Source organism: Shewanella sp. MTB7, assembly GCF_027571385.1.
GTDB lineage: Bacteria > Pseudomonadota > Gammaproteobacteria > Enterobacterales > Shewanellaceae > Shewanella.
Genome location: NZ_CP085636.1, coordinates 4078142 through 4101145, shown reverse-complemented (window position 1 = coordinate 4101145; position 23004 = coordinate 4078142). Strand labels below are relative to the sequence as shown.

At 42.9% G+C, this 23004-nt stretch carries 21 protein-coding genes; 15 read left to right on the top strand and 6 right to left on the bottom strand.

Annotated features, from left to right (window positions below):
* Window positions 1–3: 3 nt before the first annotated feature.
* Window positions 4–612 carry a phage tail protein gene (locus tag HWQ47_RS17755; RefSeq protein ID WP_269967392.1) on the bottom strand — a complete coding sequence of 203 codons (609 nt, stop codon included), beginning with the start codon at window positions 610–612 and terminating at the stop codon, window positions 4–6.
* A gap of 80 nt (window positions 613–692) precedes the next feature.
* On the opposite strand from HWQ47_RS17755, the gene HWQ47_RS17750 reads away from it, so the two are divergent.
* A complete protein-coding gene (locus HWQ47_RS17750) occupies window positions 693–1217 on the top strand; it encodes a GNAT family N-acetyltransferase (protein ID WP_269967391.1) in 525 nt (174 codons plus the stop codon).
* Here HWQ47_RS17750 and HWQ47_RS17745 read toward each other — a convergent pair.
* From HWQ47_RS17745 to HWQ47_RS17735, 3 genes are all read right to left on the bottom strand, one after another.
* Entirely contained in the window at window positions 1207–1518 is a 312-nt protein-coding gene (locus tag HWQ47_RS17745; RefSeq protein WP_269967390.1) for a DUF6916 family protein, read from the bottom strand. The two genes, HWQ47_RS17750 and HWQ47_RS17745, sit on opposite strands and share 11 nt — an antisense overlap.
* A 209-nt stretch (window positions 1519–1727) precedes the next feature.
* Window positions 1728–2543: a DUF2797 domain-containing protein gene (locus tag HWQ47_RS17740; RefSeq protein ID WP_269967389.1), complete on the bottom strand. Its 816-nt coding sequence runs from the start codon at window positions 2541–2543 to the stop codon at window positions 1728–1730.
* A 249-nt stretch (window positions 2544–2792) separates the two neighbouring features.
* Entirely contained in the window at window positions 2793–3287 is a 495-nt protein-coding gene (locus HWQ47_RS17735) for a glycine cleavage system protein R (RefSeq protein ID WP_269967388.1), read from the bottom strand.
* A 175-nt stretch (window positions 3288–3462) separates the two neighbouring features.
* Here HWQ47_RS17735 and HWQ47_RS17730 point away from each other — a divergent pair, with 175 nt between their 5' ends.
* From HWQ47_RS17730 to HWQ47_RS17705, 6 genes are all read left to right on the top strand, one after another.
* Window positions 3463–5721 carry an ABC transporter permease subunit gene (locus tag HWQ47_RS17730; protein ID WP_269967387.1) on the top strand — a complete coding sequence of 753 codons (2259 nt, stop codon included), beginning with the start codon at window positions 3463–3465 and terminating at the stop codon, window positions 5719–5721.
* A 221-nt stretch (window positions 5722–5942) separates the two neighbouring features.
* Window positions 5943–7595 carry a phosphate ABC transporter permease PstA gene (pstA, locus tag HWQ47_RS17725; RefSeq protein WP_269967386.1) on the top strand — a complete coding sequence of 551 codons (1653 nt, stop codon included), beginning with the start codon at window positions 5943–5945 and terminating at the stop codon, window positions 7593–7595.
* 128 nt (window positions 7596–7723) lie between these two features.
* Window positions 7724–8542 carry a phosphate ABC transporter ATP-binding protein PstB gene (pstB, locus tag HWQ47_RS17720; RefSeq protein WP_269967385.1) on the top strand — a complete coding sequence of 273 codons (819 nt, stop codon included), beginning with the start codon at window positions 7724–7726 and terminating at the stop codon, window positions 8540–8542.
* A 59-nt stretch (window positions 8543–8601) separates the two neighbouring features.
* Window positions 8602–9312, top strand: coding sequence for a phosphate signaling complex protein PhoU (gene phoU, locus HWQ47_RS17715; RefSeq protein ID WP_269967384.1), 711 nt, complete (start codon window positions 8602–8604; stop codon window positions 9310–9312).
* A 497-nt stretch (window positions 9313–9809) separates the two neighbouring features.
* Window positions 9810–11786, top strand: coding sequence for a BCCT family transporter (locus HWQ47_RS17710; protein ID WP_269971780.1), 1977 nt, complete (start codon window positions 9810–9812; stop codon window positions 11784–11786).
* A gap of 140 nt (window positions 11787–11926) precedes the next feature.
* Entirely contained in the window at window positions 11927–12289 is a 363-nt protein-coding gene (locus HWQ47_RS17705) for a YajD family HNH nuclease (protein ID WP_269967383.1), read from the top strand.
* A 52-nt stretch (window positions 12290–12341) separates the two neighbouring features.
* Here the strand turns inward: HWQ47_RS17705 and HWQ47_RS17700 are convergent, their stop codons facing one another.
* On the bottom strand, window positions 12342–12608 hold the full coding sequence (locus HWQ47_RS17700) for a DUF1289 domain-containing protein (RefSeq protein ID WP_269967382.1): 267 nt from the start codon (window positions 12606–12608) through the stop codon (window positions 12342–12344).
* A gap of 255 nt (window positions 12609–12863) precedes the next feature.
* Between HWQ47_RS17700 and HWQ47_RS17695 the strand changes: the two genes are divergently transcribed.
* The 8 genes from HWQ47_RS17695 to HWQ47_RS17660 all read left to right on the top strand — a co-directional run bounded on the left by HWQ47_RS17695 (window position 12864) and on the right by HWQ47_RS17660 (window position 21713).
* Complete coding sequence (locus HWQ47_RS17695) at window positions 12864–14045, top strand: chemotaxis protein (protein ID WP_269967381.1); 1182 nt, start codon at window positions 12864–12866, stop codon at window positions 14043–14045.
* Window positions 14046–15269 carry a methyltransferase gene (locus HWQ47_RS17690; protein WP_269967380.1) on the top strand — a complete coding sequence of 408 codons (1224 nt, stop codon included), beginning with the start codon at window positions 14046–14048 and terminating at the stop codon, window positions 15267–15269.
* A gap of 257 nt (window positions 15270–15526) precedes the next feature.
* Entirely contained in the window at window positions 15527–16576 is a 1050-nt protein-coding gene (locus HWQ47_RS17685; RefSeq protein ID WP_269967379.1) for a 3-oxoacyl-ACP synthase III, read from the top strand.
* A gap of 261 nt (window positions 16577–16837) precedes the next feature.
* Window positions 16838–17728: an alpha/beta fold hydrolase gene (locus HWQ47_RS17680; RefSeq protein ID WP_269967378.1), complete on the top strand. Its 891-nt coding sequence runs from the start codon at window positions 16838–16840 to the stop codon at window positions 17726–17728.
* A 77-nt stretch (window positions 17729–17805) separates the two neighbouring features.
* Window positions 17806–19566 carry an olefin beta-lactone synthetase gene (gene oleC / locus HWQ47_RS17675; RefSeq protein WP_269967377.1) on the top strand — a complete coding sequence of 587 codons (1761 nt, stop codon included), beginning with the start codon at window positions 17806–17808 and terminating at the stop codon, window positions 19564–19566.
* Window positions 19567–19572: 6 nt separating this feature from the next.
* Window positions 19573–20658, top strand: a complete 1086-nt coding sequence (oleD, locus tag HWQ47_RS17670; protein ID WP_269967376.1) for a 2-alkyl-3-oxoalkanoate reductase — start codon at window positions 19573–19575, stop codon at window positions 20656–20658.
* A gap of 37 nt (window positions 20659–20695) precedes the next feature.
* Window positions 20696–21271: a hypothetical protein gene (locus tag HWQ47_RS17665; RefSeq protein WP_269967375.1), complete on the top strand. Its 576-nt coding sequence runs from the start codon at window positions 20696–20698 to the stop codon at window positions 21269–21271.
* Between the two features lie 79 nt (window positions 21272–21350).
* Entirely contained in the window at window positions 21351–21713 is a 363-nt protein-coding gene (locus HWQ47_RS17660; RefSeq protein WP_269967374.1) for a nuclear transport factor 2 family protein, read from the top strand.
* 106 nt (window positions 21714–21819) lie between these two features.
* Here the strand turns inward: HWQ47_RS17660 and HWQ47_RS17655 are convergent, their stop codons facing one another.
* Window positions 21820–22905: a porin gene (locus HWQ47_RS17655; RefSeq protein ID WP_326515453.1), complete on the bottom strand. Its 1086-nt coding sequence runs from the start codon at window positions 22903–22905 to the stop codon at window positions 21820–21822.
* Between the last annotated feature and the right edge of the window lie 99 nt (window positions 22906–23004).

Here is a 23004-nt window from a genome sequence, read left to right as displayed (position 1 = left end):
TAATTAGCTTCTCGGAGGGAAGATTCCCAGCAGAGCGATAATAAAATTAACGACTTGCACTGGCTGCAGATTGTTAATTTCAGTATTATTATCGGTATTTTGAGTGTTACCGTTAAGCTGTGCGGTGGTATTAAACCCCGCTTTAAAGGCTTTCATATCCCCGTTTGACTCGGCGGCGTAAGAGGGCACTGCTCGCCCTGCTGAAATGGCTGTTGCCATCACACCATCGATAGGTGAGTCTTGAGTGGCATTTTCACTTGAAGCGGGAATGCTAATATTCAATTCAGCATTAATAGGCGCTTCAATGTCGGCAAGTGAGTGCGAGTGAGTAGGGAGCTGTGATATATCTAATCTGTTGGTTTGGCTACCAAAACTTTGTCCCATCGCGCGAGAAGTAAGACCTGGCCCATTTCCTTGATGCATAGGCGTTCGTCCTCGTAGATCGGGTAGTTTAAAGTTTGTTCGACCATCTCCACCATACTGCGTACCTAACAGTGCATACATGGCATCATTTTGTGAAATAGGAAGAAGGGCTCCATCGCATTTAGCGTAGCTACGAGGGGCATAATTAAAGGACACCATTTTGATTTCACCTATAAAAGGTTCTGACATTGTTACTCTCCTAAGCTTGTTATTTTCATTCCTTTGCGTATGTTGGGTACTCATCATTTACTGCATAAAAATGTCCAAACATGAGCGATTTACAACTCTCTTCACTGGTTTTAAAACCTCATAGTGAAGTCGATTTGCCCTTTCTATTACGCCTCTATACCAGTGTTCGCCGAGATGAATTTGCTGCTGCTAACTGGCCTGAATCGCAATTAAATTCCTTTTTATCTGAGCAGTTCAATGCCCAGTACCGTTACTATTGTCAGCATTACTCAGCTGACAGGTTTAATATTATCTATTTACAGAATCAGTCTGTAGGTCGCTTGTTTGTTGATTACTGGCTCGATGAACGTCAAGAGATCCGTATCGTTGATATCTCTTTGTTACCTGAGTTTCGTGGTTTAGGCATTTCAACTAAGTTGTTTGAAAACTTGTTTGCTGAAGCTAGAGATTTAGGTTTAGCTGTGACCATACACGTTGAGCGAAATAATCCAGCCAGAGGTTTATATGAACGTTTGGGTTTTAAGTTAAAGACGGTGACCGACGAGGTGTATCTGTTAATGGAGTGGCGAGCCGAGAACCGAGCGAGTAATAACGTCATAGCTTAGTCTCTGCTTCCCTATTAATGACAATTTCATATTGAGTGGCTGAGATTGCTGAGCAAAATAGCCATTGCTTGCCAATCATTGGGTGGCTGAAGGTATAGCAACCTTGTGGAACGCGGTTGGGTAAGGTGTCTTTTAGACGTGTGGTAAAGCTTTCATAATTTTGGCTATGGGCAGATCCGGGAACGACTTCATCTAAAATGAGCTCGAGAGAGTTGCCTTGGGTATCTTCAACATTTACTGCTCTACCAATAAGTTGTTTGAAGGTTTGATAGGGGGGAATAACTGGTGTTAAATCTGTCACGATACACTCCCTTGTGTTTTTCTATTAGTAGTTAAATTATTATACTAATGAGTCGACTAACTTCCATGTTATTTAAATGTTAAATTAATGTGAGTGTTTTGTCCATGTGTAATCTAAGGGAATTAATTACAGTGATATTTGGGGTGACTGTTCAGTGGTTTTATTGGAAGTCTAAAAGGGCCAGTTTCTAGCCCTATAAATACAATGTGTTAGCTAACACTGATCTCATAAGAGGTAAACTTTCTAAGATTAATTACCCCTGTATCGAAGATTAAATATTGCCCCTTAATGCCGAGTAATATCCCGCTAACGACGGGGTCTTTATCGAAATTATGTGAGCTGATTTTGGTGGGGAATTCAGTCACAGGAAAGTGAATGCCCTGTATCTCTTCATCTAACTTCTCAATGGCGTACTCTCCATTAGTCATGCAGATCTCATATATTTTATGTTCAACTTCAGGCAGTAGTTCTGCGGCCTTAGCTTTGAGATCTATATCTTCTGCATTGCCCTTGAGCATAGTGCGCCAGTTAGTTTTATCGGCAATCATTTTAGCCAGTTCAACTTCCACAAGACCTGAAATTTGTCTGCTTGATACTTTCAAAATAGGCAGGCCTTGAGTCGCGCCCTGATCTATCCAGCGGGTAGGTAACTGAGTGTGACGGGTAATGCCCACTTTAAGTCCTGAAGTATTTGAAAGATAAACATAGTGCGGCACGAAACAGTTCGCTTCTCCCCACTGGGGCTCACGACAGGTTCCTTGTGCAAAATGGCAAGTCTCAGGTTTCATGATGCACATATCACAACTGGCCAGTTTCTTCATACAGACAAAGCAATGGCCTTGAGAGTAACTCTTCTTGGTTTTCTTACCGCAATTACTGCAACAAATTTTACCCGTATGGGTCAAGGTCACTGTCGTGCCTATCAGTGGGTTCATGTCGAGTAACTGATCACCGATTGGCAGTTGGTATTGCACCTGTTGGTTATCATCCAGCGTGGCGCGCATTTTTCTTATAAGTCCTAACATGAGGTATTCCTAGCCTGAATTGTTGGCAAGTGCGTTTTTGCTCTGCAGGGAGAGTTAATCCTGTCCCCATTGACTCTTGTATTTAATAGTGTTTATTTTCGAGTAGTCTATCAGATTGTTGACATGATTCTTGATTGATTTTTTCGATTGTTTGGATGGAAGTATAGGATCTGCAGTGGAGTGCTTTAAGGTGATCTTGATTGATATTTATAAGGGAGATGCTCCTCCCTTATAAATACAGATGTTTAGCTAGATTTCGTCTAACACGACATCATCACCTATGGCGTAAAGGGCTTGGCTTAGTCGTTCCTCTTGTTCGTCACTGTTCATGCCTACATCAAAGTTTGCTCTAAAGAGGGCGACTCCGGTATGACCAGCACTTTCATAACGGGTACTAAAATGTTCAATGTTTATTCCAAGAGCACTGATTTTATTTGATATATCATGCACTAAACCGGGCCTGTCATAGGCGACTAAAGAGTAGCTTTTATGGGTAGATAGTAGAGGTTCTTTGCTGGTTTTTGCAAAGGTTAAACTTAAGCCTTCAATACATTCTAGATTTTCGACTAAGGTCTCCCAATTTGATGCAGGAACCTCTAATAATAGGATGGCGGCAAAAATACCATCAATGTGACGCAGTTCTGAATCTAACCAGTTTCCTCCATGTCGACTTACAGCATGAGAAATCTGTTCAACCAATCCATTTTTATCCGGTACCTGAAGAGTAACTAAGTAGCGTAACATGTTGATATTTCTCCTATGATTAATTATTCTCTCTAGCCTAATCCGCTGTAACACTAGTGTCATCTTTGCGTCATATAATGCTAGTTATCTGAATTAAGAGCTTGACTCTTTTTAGCATAGCAATCGAAATAATCCCAGTGAAAAGTCAACCGATGACTTAATTAACGAGGTTTTAATGGATACTCAAGCGATAAAATCTGAACCTAAGGTTAAAAACCTACTTATGGGTAAAGGTTCACGTCGCAGAGCTATAACAGACAAGTTGACTCAGGTGGGAGTGACCATAGGTGGAACCATGGTTTTTGTGGCGCTGTTATTGATCTTTTTTTATCTCCTATACATAGTTAAACCTATCTTTGACGGCGCTGAAGTAAAGCCTGTGATCAATGTCGATCTGTTCAGTGATGTAACGCCCGCGTTGATGGTCGGTAGCGATGAGCAAAATGAGATCATTTACCGTGTATCGGACACCGGTCAGGTAGATTTTTACACCGCTACAGCAGGGAAACTTATCGAGCGGGAACACTTGGTTTTACCTGATGGTGTACACGTTTCCAGTGGTGCGGTCTCTGCACCGAGTGAACAGCGATTTGCACTCGGCTTAGATAATGGTCAGCTCCTGTTAGCTGAAGTGAATTTTGGGGTGACCTACCCGAATAATCATCGCCTTATTACACCTGAGATTCGGTTTCCTGCGGGTCAGGATGCGTTAACCATTGATGAAAATGGTTCAGCACTTCATAACCTAGCCTTTGGTTATAACAGTGAGATGATGAGTTTTATCTATCAAGATGATGCTAAGGTCTGGCGTTTGGCGCGTCAGGAGGGCGAAGAGAACATGATGACTGAAGAGGTCGAATGGGTCTCGTCGAAGGGAATTATTCAAGAAACACCTTTTTCTGTTCAGCAGCAATTGATGACACCAGATCAGCGCCAACTCATTTTAAGAAGCGCTGATAAGTTATTTGTTTACGATATTCGCGATGTTGAAGATTTGCAATTAATGCAAGTGATCGAGCTTGAATTAGCCAATGCCAAAGTAAAAAAGGTGAGTTTACTTGCAGGCGCCAGTTCACTGCTTGTGAGTTATGATTCAGGTTTAGTGGCTCAGTATTTTCAAGTTAATGGTGAAAAGGGTCGTCAATATCAAGAGATAAGAAGTTTCGATAAACTTGGGCCTATTGCCAGTATTGCCAGTGAATTCTATCGAAAAAGCTTTATCACAATCAGTGAGCAAGGCGAGCTTTCACTGCTCTATACCACCAGTCAACGTAAGCTGTTTTCTGAGACATTTGATCTCAATGACCCTAAGATAATGGGCTTTAGCCCGCGATCTAATGCACTTGTTGTCGAAGCGGGTGATCAATTACACCTATTTAGCGTGAAAAATGAACACCCTGAAGTGTCATGGAACGCCATGTGGAACAAGGTCTGGTATGAGGGGTACCCAGAGCCTAAATATGTATGGCAATCAACTTCAGGTTCTGATGATTTTGAAGCTAAGTTAAGCTTAATGCCGCTGGCGTTCGGTACCATGAAAGCCGCATTCTATGCCATGCTATTCGCTACGCCTTTAGCACTGGCTGGTGCTGTGTACACCGCATATTTCATGTCTCCTAAAGTCCGCGCTGTCGTCAAACCCACCATTGAAATTATGGAAGCCTTACCCACTGTCATCTTGGGATTTTTGGCTGGGCTTTGGCTTGCTCCTTTAATCGAGGATAATCTGCCGGGGATCTTAGTCTTGTTGATCTTACTGCCGGTTTCAATCCTGTCTAGTGCTTTTGGCTGGTATCACTTGCCCGGCAGGTGGAAGCAAAGATTACCTGAAACATATCAGGAGCTGATGTTAATTCCCGTGATCCTCTTTATCGGTTGGTTCTCTTTTGCCATTAGTCCTGCGATTGAGGTCGCATTATTTAACGGTGATTCTCGTATGTTTATCACTAATGAACTTGGTATTACCTTCGATCAACGCAATGCATTGGTTGTTGGCATCGCCATGGGGTTTGCTGTGATACCCACGATATTCTCCATTGCTGAAGATGCGATTTTCTCCGTGCCTCGTCACTTATCTAATGGCAGTTTGGCATTGGGTGCGACAAACTGGCAAACCTTGACTCGAGTGGTGTTACTCACTGCCAGTCCTGGGATTTTCTCTGCTGTGATGATGGGACTGGGCCGCGCTGTGGGTGAAACCATGATTGTGTTAATGGCGACGGGGAACACGGCCATCATGGAGTGGAGCGTGTTTGAAGGCATGAGAACATTGGCGGCTAATATTGCCGTTGAAATGCCTGAGTCAGCCATTGGCAGTTCTCATTATCGAGTGCTCTTCTTAGCTGCATTCGTATTGTTTATTTTTACTTTTTTCTTTAACACGATTGCAGAAGTGGTCAGGCAGCGTCTTCGTGAACGTTATAGCTCACTTTAAATTATACCCAAGTGGCTTGGGTATAAAGACATGATGATTAGGCATATGAACTTGAATATGGGTAAGTGGTTTAAGTCTGGCTCTCCTTGGATGTTTGACATGACTGCTAGGCATTTGAAGCTTAGAGAGTTGAATCATGGGTAAATGGTTTAGGTTAGGCTCTCCTTGGACATTTGGTATGACTGCTGGGCATTTGAATCTTGTGGGGTTGGATCATGGGCATGGGTAAGTGGTTTAAATCAGGCTCTCCTTGGATCTGGATGACCGGCGGTGCCGTCAGCATCAGTTTAATTGCCGTTCTAGGTTTGCTGTTGATGATTGCTTGGCGAGGCCTAAGTTATTTTTGGCCTGCTGAAATATACCAATGGGAACTGAATGATTCAAATGGTCAGATATACACCTTAATTGGTGAAATATATGACAGTGAAGAGGTGCCGACTGAGCGTTTGCTCGAGGCGGGACATCAATTCGAACCAATGCCTGGCGATACCGTAAAACGTTATCTGGTAAAGACAGGTAACCGTGAGTTTGTCGGTTTAGATTTTCGCTGGATCTTAGCGACGGATATTATTTCACGCAGTAAACCTGAAAATATTGCCGTAATAGAACGCAGTAAAAACGGTGACTTTTATGGTTATCCAATCGCCGTCGTCGAAAATGGTCAACGTTTAGTACTTGATGATGTAGAAAGTTCGTTTGAATCTCATATTGAGCGTGCAGTTGAGTTAAATAATGAGGCGGTCAAACTTCAAAAGAGCGAGATAGGCTCAATTAATTACGCTCTTGAAAAGTTAAGGTTAAAAGAGCGTGGATATGAATTGGATGACAAGCTAACTGAACTGCGAAAAAGTGAGCTTGCAGCTCAAAGAGCTGAGTTAGAGGCAGACTATCAGGTGTTGGAGACACAGTTTTTCTCTCTGAGGGAAGAGGCGGGACGTGACTCTGTCATTATTAAAGATATGCGCGGTATAGAGGTGACGTTAAAGTTAAACTCAATTCTTGATGTCACCTATGCCAATCGTATGGGCTTGATGAGTAAGGTCGGGCATTGGTTTGTTGGTATAGGCCGCTTTATCAGTGATGACCCACGTGAAGCCAATACCGAAGGAGGAGTGTTTCCTGCGATTTTTGGTACCGTCTTTATGGTGATGTTGATGGCGGTTATTGTGACACCATTTGGTGTCGTTGCGGCTATCTATCTGCATGAGTATGCAAAAAAGGGGCCGGTAACTAAGATGATCCGCATTGCGGTGATCAACTTAGCGGGTGTGCCCTCAATTGTTTACGGTGTATTTGGCTTAGGATTTTTTGTTTATATGTTTGGTGGTACGCTGGATCAGCTTTTTTATCCAGAAGCTCTGCCAACACCCACATTTGGCTCTCCAGGTGTTATCTGGTCGGCGTTGACGTTAGCAATATTAACCTTGCCAGTGGTTATCGTGTCAACTGAAGAGGGGCTGAGTCGTATTCCAAGTGCCGTTCGCCAAGGCAGCTTAGCATTAGGGGCTACCAAGGCGGAGACCTTATGGCGCATCGTGATCCCTATGGCAAGTCCAGCTATTATGACGGGGCTTATTCTTGCGGTAGCGCGAGCTGCTGGAGAAGTGGCTCCCTTAATGCTGGTGGGTGTGGTAAAACTTGCGCCTAACTTGCCGATAGACATGAATTTTCCCTTTGTGCATCTGGAACGAAAATTTATGCACCTAGGTTTCCATATATATGATGTGGGCTTTCAGAGTCCCAATGTTGAGGCAGCAAGGCCTCTTGTCTATGCAACGTCTTTCTTATTGGTTTCCGTTATCGTGTCATTAAACCTGACCGCGATTGCTGTTCGAAACCATCTACGAGAGAAGTACCGGTCGTTAGAGCATTAAAGGCATAGATTAATTTTCTCAAGCTCCCCATAGTGTGGAAGTTCTGGGAGTGTTGTTGACAAAAACATCGCCACGACAGTGGTATCAATAGAGATGCGAAGCAGATCTATTAAGTGATAGGAAATAGAATGATTTCGATAGATAAGTCTGCCATGAGCACAAATCAGATAGACCTCAATAACTTGAGTCAAGAAGACACGGCTTTGGAGATCCGTAACTTAGATCTTAAGTATGGAGATAAACAGGCCCTATTTGATGTGTCGATGAAGATACCCGAAAAGCAAGTTACTGCTTTTATTGGTCCCAGTGGTTGTGGTAAGTCGACCTTGCTTCGCTGCATTAACCGTATGAATGACTTAGTGGATAACTGTCATATTAGCGGCGAAATTTTACTGAACGGGCAAAACATCTATGATAAGAAGGTCGATGTTGCTGCACTGAGACGTAATGTGGGTATGGTGTTTCAGCGTCCTAATCCATTTCCTAAGTCTATTTATGAGAATGTGGTGTATGGTTTGCGCCTCCAAGGGGTAAATAATCGACGTGATCTTGATGAAGCGGCAGAGCTATCACTGCGGGGGGCGGCTATCTGGGATGAAGTGAAAGACAGGTTACATGATAATGCGTTCGGTCTTTCCGGTGGTCAACAACAACGTCTGGTTATTGCGCGAGCGATTGCGATTGAACCTGAAGTCCTGTTGCTCGATGAGCCGACTTCTGCGCTCGATCCAATTTCGACTTTAACGATTGAAGAGTTAATCACAGAGTTAAAGTCTAAGTACACAGTCGTGATAGTGACACATAATATGCAGCAGGCTGCACGAGTGTCAGATCAAACTGCCTTTATGTACATGGGCGAGTTGGTTGAGTATGCCGATACCAATACTATATTTACGACGCCTAGTAAACGCAAAACAGAAGACTACATTACCGGACGTTACGGCTAAATAAGTTTGTTGTGGCTTTCAATGCCCGCTTTGTAAAGAATTTAAAGGTTTAAATCGCAATGGAAAATATGAACTTAAGTAAACATATTTCGGGCCAGTTTAATGCCGAGCTCGATGATATTCGCAATCGAGTTCTCGCTATGGGTGGGCTTGTTGAACGCCAACTTGAACAATCGCTTGATGCCTTAAGTGCCTTAGATGCAGATTTGGCACAGAAGGTTATTGAAGGCGATCATCTGGTTAATGGCATGGAAGTGTCCATCGACGAGGAGTGTACCCGCATTATCGCTAAACGCCAGCCAGCGGCCAGTGATCTGCGTTTAGTATTGGCTATTTCAAAAACAATTACAGATCTGGAGCGTATCGGTGATGCTTGCGTGAAAATCGCGAAAGCAGCGATGGATAAGCGTTCAAAAAACCAACAGCCACTCTTGGTCAGTATCGAGAATATGGGTCGTCATGCGACACGTTTATTGCATGATACCTTAGATGCATTAGCGCGTATGGATGCGGAAAAGGCATTAGAGCTGCATAAAGAAGATGTTAAAATAGATAAAGAATATGAAGGGATCATTCGTCAGTTGATGACCTATATGATGGCCGATCCTAGATCTATCCCTGAAGTGTTGGATGTACTTTGGGCTGCACGTGCGGTTGAGCGTGTGGGGGATCGTTGTCAGAACATCTGTGAATATATCATCTATTACGTAAAAGGTAAGGATGTGCGTCATGTATCCTACGAAGAGATGGTGAAAGACCTTAAATTTTAAATGAGTGATTTATGTCACGGTGGCCTTACTTAATAAGTGGTATGTAGCTGTTTTTGCCATATATTGAGATATAAAGCGGTCGTTAGGTCAGAATTGACGATGAAGATCCTGTATAGTAATCAGATCTTGTGTGTAAGCAGATTGTATTCAATAGCGTGATATCTATCACTTTTAGACTTAGATACATGTTATAAATTGAATGTAGCCTGTTGTTTCTTGATGTTAAGTTATTAATTTAAAAATAAAAATATAACTTAACGTCTAGTGTAAAGCCTCAGACTAGAATTGAGTATATAGCCTCATTGGCGTTCACAAATCATGATTTCCGGCACAGATGCAGGCTAATAAGCAAGGTCCCTGTATGATGTCTCACCGTCTAATGTTGACCGGGTCTATTGTAGTTGTGTGAGCCTTATTTAAACCAACTTCAGATGCTCCATTGTGCATCTAACAAAAGGTTTAGGTATATCAACTATTTGTTAATTTGCGAGAGTGATATTTTGATCAAATCAAGTATAAATCCTCCTGTTTTTTTCTCCTCGGTTTTCTTAATAGCGTTAATGGTGTTTGTTGGGGCTATATGGCCGACAGAAGTACAACTCATATTTAAGTCTGTTCAATCCTGGTTCGAACTCAAAGCAGGATGGCTGTACATCTTAGGTGTTGCCGTTTTTTTGATATTTATTATATTTGTTATGATGAGCCGCTTTGGTGATATCAAGTTAGGCCCAGATCATGCAGAACCCGATTACAGCTATAAAAGCTGGATAGCCATGCTCTTTTCCGCCGGAATGGGAATTGGTTTAATGTTTTTCGGGGTTGCAGAGCCAGTTATGCATTATTTAGCGCCGCCTGATGCGACTCCTGAGTCGATTCAAGCCGCTAAAGATGCCATGAAGATCACCTTCTTCCATTGGGGGATCCATGCGTGGGCTATCTATGCAGTAGTTGCGCTAAGTTTAGCTTATTTCTCCTACCGTCATAAGTTACCGTTACTGCCTCGAAGTGCGCTTTACCCTTTAATTGGTGAGCGCATATATGGGCCTATCGGCCATGCTGTCGATACTTTTGCGGTACTCGGAACCATGTTTGGTGTCGCGACATCCCTAGGTTTTGGGGTATTACAGGTCAACTCCGGTCTGAATTACCTATTGGATGTGCCGGTCAATGCGTATGTGCAAGTTGGCTTAATTATTGGTATCTCTTTAATTGCTACCTTGTCAGTTTTCTCCGGTCTAGATAATGGAGTGAAGCGTCTCAGTGAGTTGAACCTTGGTTTAGCAGCGTTACTGATGGTTTTTGTGTTACTTTTTGGTCCTACGGTTGAACTATTGCAAGCATTTGTGCAAAACACCGGAAGCTATCTTAGTGATATTGTAGGCAAAACATTTAACTTATATGCCTATGAACAAAAAAATGACTGGTTAGGTGGTTGGACATTACTTTATTGGGGTTGGTGGATCTCATGGTCTCCTTTTGTCGGTACCTTTATTGCCCGCGTATCGCGTGGCCGAACCATTAGAGAGTTTCTTATAGGTGTGCTATTCGTGCCGACCGCATTTACGTTTTTGTGGATGACAGTATTTGGCAACACGGCCATTGATGCGATTATGAATCATGGGGCAACGTATCTATCGGATGCAGTATCATCAGATGTGTCTGTCGCCTTGTTTGTATTCTTTGAGCATATGCCATTTTCCACCTTGTTATCGACTATAGCTTTGTGTTTGGTGATTACTTTTTTTGTGACATCGTCAGATTCTGGTTCGCTGGTTATCGATAACCTGACTTCAGGCGGCGATCAAAATGCGCCTGTTTGGCAGCGTGTCTTCTGGGCACTGCTACAAGGTGTTGTAGCATCAGTACTCTTGCTTGCTGGTGGTCTGCAGGCACTGCAAACAGTTGCCATTGCCAGTGCACTACCGTTTTTGTTAATTATGTTCTTAATGTGCATTGGTTTATATAAGGCATTAAAAGATGATTGGCTTAAGATCAACAGTGTGCAGCTGCATAATACCAGCGTACAATTCACCAAAACCAATGTGAATTGGGAAGATCATATTGATGTGCTTGTCTCTCACCCCAGTCAACAAAATGCACAGGATTTTCTCGATAATGTGGCGACTCCTGCACTGACTAGAGTATGTGAGAGCTTTAATAGCAAAGAGATCCCAGGTGAGTTACTGCATTTTGATAATCGTATTCGTTTCGTGATTGCTAACGAAGAGTATGACGATTTTGCCTATGGTTTACGTATTCGTGCCTTTACCATCATTAATCCTATCGAAAGTGAGATAGATGGTGGAGATACAGAGTACTACCGTGTTGAGGTTTTCCTTGAACACGGTGGTCAGCACTACGATGTGATGGGTTTTACTCAAGATCAGATCTTGGCGGATGTCGTGACGCAGTATGAAAAATATCTGCATTATTTACATTTAACTAACTCAGAATATGTAGGTACTGAGAGCTAGTTTAATTATCTTGGCTTAATTAAATGATATTCAAACAGCCCATTAAGGGCTGTTTCTTTATCAATTAACCTAGTTATGCTGTAAAATTCCTATACTATTCGTTTTAATATGACTTTATATAAAAAGTAGAGATGAACTTTATGTCAGCAAGCCAAGGGCAAAGTAAATTAGATAAAGTGTTGGCTGAAGCCAGAGAATATAAAGCCAAACGTGAGACGGGTTACCGTGAACAGGCGTTAAAATTATACCCATGGATCTGTGGGCGCTGTACTCGAGAGTTCGTAAATTCCAACTTACGTGAACTGACAGTACATCATGTGGATCATAATCATGATAACAATCCATCAGATGGCTCTAACTGGGAGCTCTTGTGTTTATATTGCCATGATAATGAGCATTCTAAATTTGAAGAGTTGATCCAATATGGTGCGACTAAGGAAGTCGCCGTTGAGGCGGCAACTTACAATCCGTTTGCCAACCTCAAAGGTATGATGAAGAAATAACATTTTGATTTAAGATAAGAGGTATGCGGTGCGTATCTCTCTTTTTTATTCTCTAGTTAAACGACTTGGAAATGCAGGGTTCAGTGATATTCTCCTGTAGACGAACCTCTACTTCTTGCCATTTTTCTCTGGTGAGTTTTAAGCAATTCTCGCCTTTACCCAAGGCTATTTTTCTTGCTGGTATTAATTCCAAAACCTTAGTTTTAAAGGCATCATCAGCGTTGCCCCAACCGACGATTTCATCGATGGTTCGGTAACAGCCCATGCAGATATCTTCATCATTTAATCCACATTTTGCCACACAGGGGGAATGGATCATTCTATGCCCTCTTTTTAATGCTTAGATCATCATTTTATGGAGAGGATTTTAATGATCTTTTCCACGTAATTCAAGTGTGGCCAGTGTTAGGTCACGGTATTAACCTTATGTGAGTCGATGGGATACACGTCATTGCATTAGTGTCGTGAGTTCATTCAACTGTAGGTAAAAAACCATAAATTTGGTAAACTTCGACGGAATTTTTCCTTTTTTTAACCACTTTTTAGTTAATGATGAAGAGTGATTGGGGGCGTTATGAAAGCGTTGTTACGCTTAAGTTTTCTGACATTGTTGGGGTTGTTAACTTCGGCGTGCTCTTTGTTGGAGATAAAGTTAGAAAGTGGTATCGAACCTTTACCGCAAGAGCAATTAAATATGCGTGTATTTAGCCGTGACTTTAGTAGCTCTTTTTACAGTAAAGTGGAGCAAACTGCCGATCAAATTGCTTTTCTCAGTCAAGACGAGGCTGATTCGGTTTCTATTAAATCCAATACATTAATGTGGAAGATTTTTTCTGAGCAAGCACTGCAACGCACTATTTTTCAAGCCTCACCTGTAGCTGCGATGCTTGATACTTGGGCATTGACGGCGCAGATGACAGCGTTTTATGACACCGGAGCAGGCAAAGCCTTATTTGGCTCGCAGCAAGCTTTAGCGGTTAAGACAAGCAAAGCGCTGCAATTTCAATTTGAAAATACCATTAAAGGTTTCGTTAAACCGGCAGATTTTATTAAGAACCAAGCGTTTATCGAGCAGTATGTAGAGATGAACCCATTGACAGAGATGACATTTAGCCGTCATTCAGCCTTTAATGACTGGTTAGCTTTCAGAGGACTCAATGAATTTGAAGCGGTAACGACGTTTGGTTCAGTGCCTGAAGTGATGAGTGATATTTCAGATCGCATGGCGATGATCGCCGAACAGATGCCAAAAGTGATCGCTTGGAAAGCGGAGTTATATGCGCTTCATTCTAATCTCAATGTCGCTGAGATCCAGAGTACGTTAACCAATATTAGCGACACCTCGGCTAGGTTTCGTGAATTGATGGCTCAAAGCCCTGAGATGATGGAAGCGTTGGCGGTGGACATGCGTCGAGAGTTAAGCCCGCTTCTGCAACAGCTGAGTGAATCAACCGATGATAAGTTAGCTCAGTTGTCTGTTGAGCGTCAGGCATTAGAGTTGATGGTAAAGAATGAACGTCTTGCCTTAGAAAGTATGATCACTCGAGAACGAATTGCCGCCGCAGCTAACTTAGATGAGATCTCTAAACATACTGTTGAAGTGGTGTTTCAAGAGCTGACCAAGACACTTAAAAGTTTGATCCTCTACTTTGTCCTTTTTCTGGTAGTGGTCTTCTTTGCACCATTAGGCTTAGGGGTTTGGCTGGGTAAACGCATGGAGAGTAAGCGTTCTAACAAGCTGGCTAAAAGCGCATAAATGCTGTCTCACAGCGCGTTATTAGCCCAGCTGGATACCCTGTTAGTTCAAAGCCGTGCACTGTGGCAAGTTAAGGCATTTGATTGTGATGATCTGCCTTGGAGTCATACGTTTCCTCATCTTGCATTGTGTGTTAGGTCGTTGGCTGACAGTGAGCTTGATATTATTGATAGGGTACAGGCGGATTTGCTTGGCTGTTTATTGCCAGCTCTTAGGGCTGATTTAGTTGCTTTGAGTTGGGAATGGCAGTTAGAGCTCCTTGATATCAAACTGCCTAAAACGTCAGAGGCTCAATCTGAACTCGTGGATCAACAGGAAGTTGGCCATTTCAGCGCAGGGATTAAGGGGCGAAAATGGGCCCAGATAACGGCATTTACTCAGCAGATAGACAGTGGGCATAGTGAAGTGCTTGAATGGTGCGCTGGTAAAGGACACCTTGGGCGATTAATCGCCAAGGCACACGATAGACAGGTTGTTAGCCTAGAGTGGCAACAAGGGCTGTGTGAAGCCGGTGAACGGTTTGCTAAGCAGTGGCAATTGCCGCAACGGTTTATCTGTGCTGATGCGTTTGATGCACATCAAAGTGAGCTGAAAGTTGAGCAACAAGCCGTTGCACTGCATGCCTGTGGTGATCTTCATGTGCGTTTATTGCGCTTAGCTGCCAAGGCGGGGACACGAAATATCGCCATATCGCCCTGTTGTTACCATCTGATCCAGTCTCATGAATATCAAGCCATGTCGCAGATAGGGATTAAAAGTCAGCTAAGGTTAACGCGTCATGATCTCCAACTGCCTTTACAGCAAAGCACGATAGCGAATGAGAAGCAGTTGGGCTTAAGGCATAAAGAGATTGCCTGGCGTTTAGGTTTCGATTGTCTGCAGCGTGAAGTAAGGGATGCAAGTCATTACTTACCGATCCCTTCGATAAAGCAAAGTCAGTTAAGCGGTGGTTTTGCCACTTTCTGTGTTTGGGCGGCTGAGCAAAAGTCTGTGAGTCTCCCCGAAGGGCTCGATTTCGATCATTTTCTTCATTTAGGGATTGAGCGGCAAAAACTGACTCGTAGGATAGATCTTGTAGCTCACCTGTTCCGTGCCGTATTTGAGCATTGGTTACTGCTTGATAGGGTCTGTTTTTTAGAGGAGCAAGGATATCAAGTCAGTTTAGAAGCGTTTTGTGATAACGAGATAACACCAAGAAATTCACTGATTAAGGCTAAAAGGTAGACATGTTTGCTTTTATAGTATTAATTAGTACATAAGTAGCTATTTACAATAATAATTTGTATCTTACTGTGTTTAATTATGAACTCAAATTCTCGACGGTTTTGTTTAGATTAAGCTTAAATGAACAAATAAAGTGAACCTATGACGGTTTTCTATTGAATCATTAGTCTTTTCTTGTTCAAATGTCGAGTTAACACTAAAAACAATATTTATTGGTTGTTTTTTCACCAATATAGTGAGCGAAATATTACTGTTGCATGAAATATTCCCGAGTATTTATTAATAGCCTGACATATGAACTGGCACCTGAAGTCGTGTCCACTTCCGATTTAGAATCTAGATTGGCACCACTATACAAGAAATTTCGCATTCCAATGGGGCAACTTGCTGCATTGACTGGTATCCAGGAGCGCCGTTGGTGGCCAAAAGGCCATCGGTTATCCGATGGTGCTTTGGCGGCTGCACATAAGGCGATTGATGAGACAGGCATTAAAGTCAGCGATCTTGGTGCTGTGGTGTACACAGGAGTCTGTCGAGATCAACATGAACCCGCCACCGCATGTCGTATTGCCGCTGAGCTAGGTGTATCTAAAGATACCGCTATCTATGATATCAGCAATGCCTGCTTAGGCGTCTTATCTGGTATTTTGGACATCGCTAACCGAATCGAGTTAGGTCAAATTAAAGCTGGCCTAGTCGTTTCATGTGAATCAGCGCGTCATATTGTCGATATAACAATCGATAATATGTTGGCTGATCAAACGATGCAGAATTATGCTCAGTCACTGGCGACCTTAACCGGTGGTTCTGGTGCGGTAGCGGTATTACTAACTGATGGCAGTTTACCGTTAAGAAGCGATCGTCAACATCAGCTCTTAGGAGCCAGTCACCTTTCAGCGCCTGAACATCACAATCTTTGTCAGTGGGGTTTACAAGAAGCGGGCTTACATCTTTATCGTGAGTTTATGCGCACCGATGGTGTTGCCTTACTTAAAGAAGGTGTAGAGCTTGCTCGTCATACTTGGAGTCATTTCCTTGAGCAACGTGACTGGGTGGTTGAACAGGTCGATAAGGTTATCTGCCATCAGGTGGGTTCTTCTAATCGCCGTTTAGTGCTTAATGCCTTGAACATCCCTCAAGAGAAAGAGTTCCCCACATACCAGTTGCTGGGCAATATGGGCACGGTATCTTTGCCGGTAACGGCGGCTATGGCACATGACCAAGGTTTCCTTAAAAAGGGCGATCAGGTGAGCTTTCTCGGCATTGGCAGTGGGTTAAACTGCATGATGTTAGGGATTAAGTGGTAGAACCTAAATTAAGCCGTTGACTCACCGACAGTAGCGCATCCTCTAGATTCGGCATGCTATATGAAAAAAGACTTATCACCAATAAGGTGACTACGCATTTTTTCATTACGCCTATCAAATCAGATTGATGCACTCTTGTTCGGTGCCAAACGGCTTAATCTAGGTTATGAAGGAGGGCTTTGTTTAGCTTACCTCCTATTAAGTCGATAAAAACATTGTCTCTTTGTGGAGGCACTATGGATAAGAATATTAGGAAGCGTCATGTTAGACACTCTGTTTCCCTTCAAGCGTAATTATCTCGATAGAAATGGCCATAAGCTGCAGTACGTCAACGAAGGGCAAGGTGAACCAGTGGTTATGGTTCATGGTAACCCGAGCTGGTCATTCTATTATCGCAATGTGGTGACAGCGCTTAGCGGTGATCACCAGTGTATCGTGCCGGATCATATCGGTTGTGGTTTGTCTGATAAGCCAGACGATAGCGGTTATGATTACACGCTCAAAAATCGTATTGATGATCTTGAAGCACTGCTCGATCACCTTGATGTGAAAGAAAATATCACCTTAGTGGTTCATGATTGGGGTGGGATGATTGGCATGGGCTACGCAGCCCGTTATCCAGAACGTATTAAACGCCTTGTGATATTGAATACTGGTGCGTTTCATCTTCCAGAGTCTAAGCCTTTTCCTTGGCCACTGTGGATCTGCCGTAATACCTTGTTGGGTACAGCTTTAGTTCGCGGCTTTAACGCTTTTTCATCCATTGCTTCTTATGTTGGTGTTAAGCGCAAACCTATGTCTGTTGAGATCAGAAATGCCTATGTCGCGCCATTTAACTCGTGGGCGAACCGCATCTCTACCTTACGATTTGTGCAAGATATCCCACTTAAGCCTAGCGATAGGAATTATGGACTAGTGTCTGAGATAGCGGCTAGTTTGCCTAAGTTTGCCAATGTGCCAACACTCATTTGTTGGGGCCTTAAAGATTTCGTTTTCGACAAACATTTCTTAGCGCAATGGAAAGTCGAGATGCCACACGCAAGCGTGCATGAATTTGCCGACTGCGGTCATTATATCCTTGAAGATGCAAGTGAAGAAGTTGTGGGACATATTAGTGATTTTATGTCAGATAAGTCACTTGTCGCGAGCTAGCTTGAACGTTTGAACAGGTATTAGCGGATCAATATGATCCGCTTTCTCATTGAAAGAAACGAGTAAGGTCACACAATATGACTCTCTATTCACAAAACTCTTCAGCTGACTTTTCACAAGACTATTCACTAGAGAGTAGTGCGAGAGGCGCTAATCTTTGCCGCCATTTAACCACAGCATCACAAGCCTTCCCAGAACAACTCGCTGTTGCAGTACAAAGCGCCTCAGGTTCATTTTTCTCGGAAAAAACACTTTCATATCAAGAACTCAACTTTGCAGAATTAAATCGTCAAAGTGATAAATTGGCCCATGGCTTGAATGCTTACGGGCTCACTCGTGGCATGAAAGCGGTATTGATGGTGACCCCGAGTTTAGATTTTTTTACCCTGACGTTTGCTCTGTTTAAAGCGGGTGTTGTGCCTATTTTGGTCGATCCGGGTATGGGAGTGAAAAACTTAAAGCAGTGCTTTATTGAGTCGCAGCCCGATGCGTTTATTGGTATCCCTAAAGCGCATTTGGCTCGAAAACTGTTTGGTTGGGGCAAGGAGAGTGTTAAGTCTCTCATAACAGTGGGTGGAGCGAGCATTAACGGTAAAAGTTGCTGGGGTGGGGTGACATTAGCTGAACTGCAACAGCATACTTCTAATGAACCCTATGAAATGGTTTGGCTTGATCAAGATGAAATGGCGGCGATTCTCTTTACCAGCGGCAGTACCGGAACACCAAAAGGTGTGGTGTATTCCCATAAGATGTTTGAAGCGCAGATCACTGCACTTAAACATGATTATGGTATCGAACCCGGTGAACGTGATTTAGCCACTTTTCCCTTGTTCTCTCTTTTTGGGCCAGCGTTAGGCATGGCTTCTATCATCCCTGAGATGGATGCCAGCAAGCCTATTACAGCCACCCCTGATTATCTTTTTGCTGCCATTGATAAGTATCAATGCAGCAATATGTTCGTCAATCCTGCCTTAATTGAGCGACTAGGACAGGCAGGTGTGTCGGCGAGTCATTGTCATAAATTACCGAGTATTAAACGGGTTATCTCTGCGGGTGCGCCAGCGACGATTGCCTCAATTAAACATTTTAGCCATATGCTGAGTGAAGGAGTTGAGGTGCTTAACTCCTACGGCGCAACTGAGTCGCTACCTCTGAGTAAGATGGCCAGTCAGGCATTGTTCGACACCACGAGTGTCACTGATAATGGCGGTGGGATCTGTGTTGGACACGCGATAGATGGCGTTGATATTGCCATCATTAAGATAAGTGAAGCACCGATTATTAACTGGGATGAATCTCTATGCTTACCTGTCGGAGAAATAGGTGAAATAGTGGTTAAAGGTGCGATGGTCAGCCGTGGTTATTATCGACGTGACAGTGCCACTGAGCAGGCAAAAATTGCCGATGGTGACGAAGTGCGCCATCGTATGGGGGATTTAGGCTATCTTGATAGTGATGGACTGTTATGGATGTGTGGCCGTAAAGCACATCGAGTTGATGCCAGCACTCAATTACCCCATCACCCCCTACGTTATTTCTCCATCCCATGTGAACGAATTTTTAATACCCACTCACAAGTGAAACGTTCAGCCTTAGTTGGTATTAAAGTCAGAGGTGAGACGGTACCGCTTTTGTGTATTGAACTTGATTCCTCTTTGGCATGCTCTAGAGGCGCAAGCCTTTATGCGGAGTTAAATGAGATAGCAGGCCAGCATGCTCAAACCAAGGGGATTAGCCGTTTTCTTATCCACCCAGCATTTCCTGTCGATATCCGTCATAACGCCAAAATATTCCGTGAAAAGCTTGCGGTGTGGGCTCAACATCAACACAAGGAATAGGGTTCTATGTCGGCAACATTCAAGCAGTCAACACCCCAACTGTCCCATCTTGATCCTTTAGAGCAAACTGCGTTAACCAAACTTAAAACTAAGGCTAATCATGCTTTTGTTACTGGCGCAGGTGGCTTTCTCGGTAAGGCTATTTGTAAACGTTTACTGGCGGCAGGCATCAAGGTGACCGGTTTTGCTCGAGGCAATTATCCTGAGCTCAGTGCGATGGGGGTCAATATGATCCGCGGGGATATTGCCGATCAAGCTTGCGTCACTGCAGCCATGAAAGGGTGTGACCTTGTGTTTCATGTGGCGTCCAAAGCTGGTGTGTGGGGCAGTAAGATGAGTTATTTCTCACCCAATGTGGCCGGTGCTGCGAATATTATTTTGGCATGTCGGCAGTTAGCGATCACAAATCTGGTTTACACCAGTACGCCAAGTGTGACGTTTGCTGGAAAGGATGAGTCTGGTATCGATGAAACTGCCCCTTATGCGGCTAAATACCTGAACTATTACGGCGAATCTAAAGCGGTTGCCGAGCAGATGGTATTAGGGGCCAACACAGATTCATTGAAAACTGTCGCCTTAAGGCCCCACCTGATCTGGGGGCCTGAAGATCCTCATCTTGTGCCTAGAGTGATAGAGCGTGCTAAAGCTGGCAGGTTAAAATTGGTTGGAAAAGAGGACAAGCTTGTTGACACCATTTATGTGGATAATGCGGCTTTTGCACATATTCTTGCGGCGCTAAATCTATTTGAACCGGGCTCAGTTGCCGCTGGTAAAGCCTATTATCTTAGCAATGATGAACCTATCACTATGGCTGATATGCTTAACAGAATTTTGGCCTGTGTTGATATGCCTAAGGTGACTAAACGGGTGCCTGCATCTCTTGCTTTTTGCGTGGGAGTGGTACTTGAAACATTATATTCTCTGATGAATAAGCAAGAGGAGCCCATGATGACTCGTTTTGTTGCTAGGCAACTATCAACCAGTCACTATTTTAATATAACTGCTGCGAAAACAGATTTCGGTTATTCACCTGTTGTGAGCATTGACCAAGGCATGGTGAAATTGAAAAAGTATCTAAATAGAAGCCATTAAGTATTTAAAATAAAAAGCGCTTAAGGATAACCACTTCATGGATGAAAATGTGACTAAGATTAAATCGAGTATTAATCTCTTATCAGTACTTAGCTTTTGTATCGCCACTGCATCACCAGCCTTGATGGCGACGAGTTTTAGCCCTGTGAATTTAGCTTTATTTGCCGATGTTGATCTTGTTAATACAGGCTCGTCTCAAAACATCTCCTCGCATGAGGTGAGTTCTTCTGTTTCAGATAAAGTGTCTAATCCATTTATCGGAAGCTGGCTGTTGATATCGGGTCGATATCTGGATGAGAACGACTCGTGGGTTAAATATGAAAGCTTGCACCTTAGCGCGGTTAAGGTGATCTCAGCTTCTTATTTTAGCTTTACCACGGTCAAAGAAAGTGGCGAACAGGGGCTAGGTCAATATGATTTTTGGGCCGCTGGTACTGGCCGTTATGAATTTACTGACTCTCAATATATTGAGTACCCCATGTTTAACTCTTTTGGCGCAGACAAGGGAGCTTCATTTAGTTTTGAGTACAAGCTTAAAGGCATTGAGTTGTACACTAAACGGATTGAAGCGGGAAAACTTAAAGAAGTTGAAGTGTGGAAAAAGTTAGATTAGTGCTGTCTGAATAGATAAAATTACACTCTCTTTCTGGTTGCTATACTAAAAGCAGAATTGTTATTAAGCGGATAGCATTATGAAAATTGATGACCTTCAAGCTTATGTCGATGCATGGAATGAGCATGATATCGATAAAATTATGTCTTTTATGTCGATTGATTGTATTTATGAGACTGGTGGTGGGACAGAGGTACATGGCACCCGTCATTCAGGATATGAAACGGTTAAATCACGATTCATTTCAGTATTGGAAACCATGCCTGACATCAGTTTCGACAATGCTAAACATTTCATAAAAGATGATCGTGGTTGCTCAGAGTGGATATTTACAGCCACTAAACCTGATGGCACAAAAATAGAGCTAGAAGGGTGTGATCTTTTCACCTTTCATAAGGGTAAAATAAAAGTGAAAAGCTCATTTATGAAGCATCGTCATTAGTTTACGAAACTTAGTTTTATATTGATTTTAAAAAGCCAGAATAAGATTTTTGCATCCTATTCCGACCTGATTCATTAGCTGATTCATTAGCTGATTTAAGCAGTGCTTAGTGACCATTACCCCATAGAAGATTAAAGTCATATCGGAAACCGATAGTGATGCTTTGATCGTCATTTTTTTGATCATAGTTTCGCACTAAATATTCTAAATGTAGACGAATATTATCAACAGGGTTCCATTCTAACGTGGTGTTATAGCCGTCATAACTTTGGCTTAGCAATGTGCTTTTTCCATCATCGTAATCAAAGTAACCGAGTTTAATTTTATAGTGTTCTGCGATGGGATATGCCAGTGCAGTGTCTAATGTGCTACCACTCTTACTCAACCCTGCAATATCATAACGGTAATCGACATCTGCATAGGCAGCAGCTAAGTAAAGGCCGTTGTTGAAGCTATAGGCAACTGAACCAGCCCATGTGTCCTTATCACCATCGACATCTGTACCACCAAACACATCGCTTGTGTTTTGATCTAGATAGGCGACGCCTATGTGCAAGTTATCTTTGTCGAAAGCGAGTCCCGAGTTATATAGGTGGGTGTCTTTGTCACCATTAACTTGAGCTGCTGCCATAAAAGTAAACTGATTTAGGTTGAGTTTGTAGGTCGCAAAATTATTGACAAAAAATGGTCCATTACTATCAAAGGCAAAAGGACTGGATGCATGATTAAAGATGTCGAGATACTCTTCAACTAAAGTGTACTGAGCTGGCCTTTGCTTACCAAAGGCCACTTGGCCATAGGGGGAAGCAATGCCAAGATACGCCAAGCGTGCATTGCCTAAATTACCGTTGTTAGCGATATCTACACTCCATTCGCCTTGAGCTATCGCGCTCCAACCATCGGAAAATTCGGTACCGGCCTTGATACCAATTCTTGAAAGCGCATCACCAATATCCCAGTTATCTTTGTCGTTACTCTCCTCTGCGTTATAAACTAATGTAGGTCTGAAGGATCCATAGAGGCTGACTTGGCTATTTTCAAACTGTGAGGGGCTCACAGAGCTTCCCTCTAACTGTTCAATTCGTTTGTTTAGCTCATCAACTTGCTGTTCGAGTGTAGGTGTTTCTATTGCATTAACACTCATGCTTAAAGCACATAAACCTAATGGCAGTGCCGTCATTATTCTTATCATTATCCTATCCTATCCCTATTTATCTTGATTTTATAATTTAGACACACAGCTACTCTAATAATGCTATCGAATAGAATTAGAATAAGTGCCTCTAATTGG

Excerpts from the sequence above, each read along its gene's own strand:
- HWQ47_RS17735 (WP_269967388.1), bottom strand. The coding sequence starts at position 3,287 with ATGTTACGCTACTTAGTTACTCTTCAGGTACCGGATAAAAATGGATTG.
- HWQ47_RS17750 (WP_269967391.1), top strand. The coding sequence starts at position 693 with ATGAGCGATTTACAACTCTCTTCACTGGTTTTAAAACCTCATAGTGAA.
- phoU (WP_269967384.1), top strand. The coding sequence starts at position 8,602 with ATGGAAAATATGAACTTAAGTAAACATATTTCGGGCCAGTTTAATGCC.
- HWQ47_RS17740 (WP_269967389.1), bottom strand. The coding sequence starts at position 2,543 with ATGTTAGGACTTATAAGAAAAATGCGCGCCACGCTGGATGATAACCAA.
- oleC (WP_269967377.1), top strand. The coding sequence starts at position 17,806 with ATGACTCTCTATTCACAAAACTCTTCAGCTGACTTTTCACAAGACTAT.
- HWQ47_RS17730 (WP_269967387.1), top strand. The coding sequence starts at position 3,463 with ATGGATACTCAAGCGATAAAATCTGAACCTAAGGTTAAAAACCTACTT.
- HWQ47_RS17690 (WP_269967380.1), top strand. The coding sequence starts at position 14,046 with ATGCTGTCTCACAGCGCGTTATTAGCCCAGCTGGATACCCTGTTAGTT.
- HWQ47_RS17655 (WP_326515453.1), bottom strand. The coding sequence starts at position 22,905 with ATGATAAGAATAATGACGGCACTGCCATTAGGTTTATGTGCTTTAAGC.
- HWQ47_RS17755 (WP_269967392.1), bottom strand. The coding sequence starts at position 612 with ATGTCAGAACCTTTTATAGGTGAAATCAAAATGGTGTCCTTTAATTAT.
- HWQ47_RS17695 (WP_269967381.1), top strand. The coding sequence starts at position 12,864 with ATGAAAGCGTTGTTACGCTTAAGTTTTCTGACATTGTTGGGGTTGTTA.
- HWQ47_RS17680 (WP_269967378.1), top strand. The coding sequence starts at position 16,838 with ATGTTAGACACTCTGTTTCCCTTCAAGCGTAATTATCTCGATAGAAAT.
- pstB (WP_269967385.1), top strand. The coding sequence starts at position 7,724 with ATGATTTCGATAGATAAGTCTGCCATGAGCACAAATCAGATAGACCTC.
- oleD (WP_269967376.1), top strand. The coding sequence starts at position 19,573 with ATGTCGGCAACATTCAAGCAGTCAACACCCCAACTGTCCCATCTTGAT.
- HWQ47_RS17685 (WP_269967379.1), top strand. The coding sequence starts at position 15,527 with ATGAAATATTCCCGAGTATTTATTAATAGCCTGACATATGAACTGGCA.
- pstA (WP_269967386.1), top strand. The coding sequence starts at position 5,943 with ATGGGTAAGTGGTTTAAATCAGGCTCTCCTTGGATCTGGATGACCGGC.
- HWQ47_RS17705 (WP_269967383.1), top strand. The coding sequence starts at position 11,927 with ATGTCAGCAAGCCAAGGGCAAAGTAAATTAGATAAAGTGTTGGCTGAA.
- HWQ47_RS17665 (WP_269967375.1), top strand. The coding sequence starts at position 20,696 with ATGGATGAAAATGTGACTAAGATTAAATCGAGTATTAATCTCTTATCA.
- HWQ47_RS17700 (WP_269967382.1), bottom strand. The coding sequence starts at position 12,608 with ATGATCCATTCCCCCTGTGTGGCAAAATGTGGATTAAATGATGAAGAT.
- HWQ47_RS17660 (WP_269967374.1), top strand. The coding sequence starts at position 21,351 with ATGAAAATTGATGACCTTCAAGCTTATGTCGATGCATGGAATGAGCAT.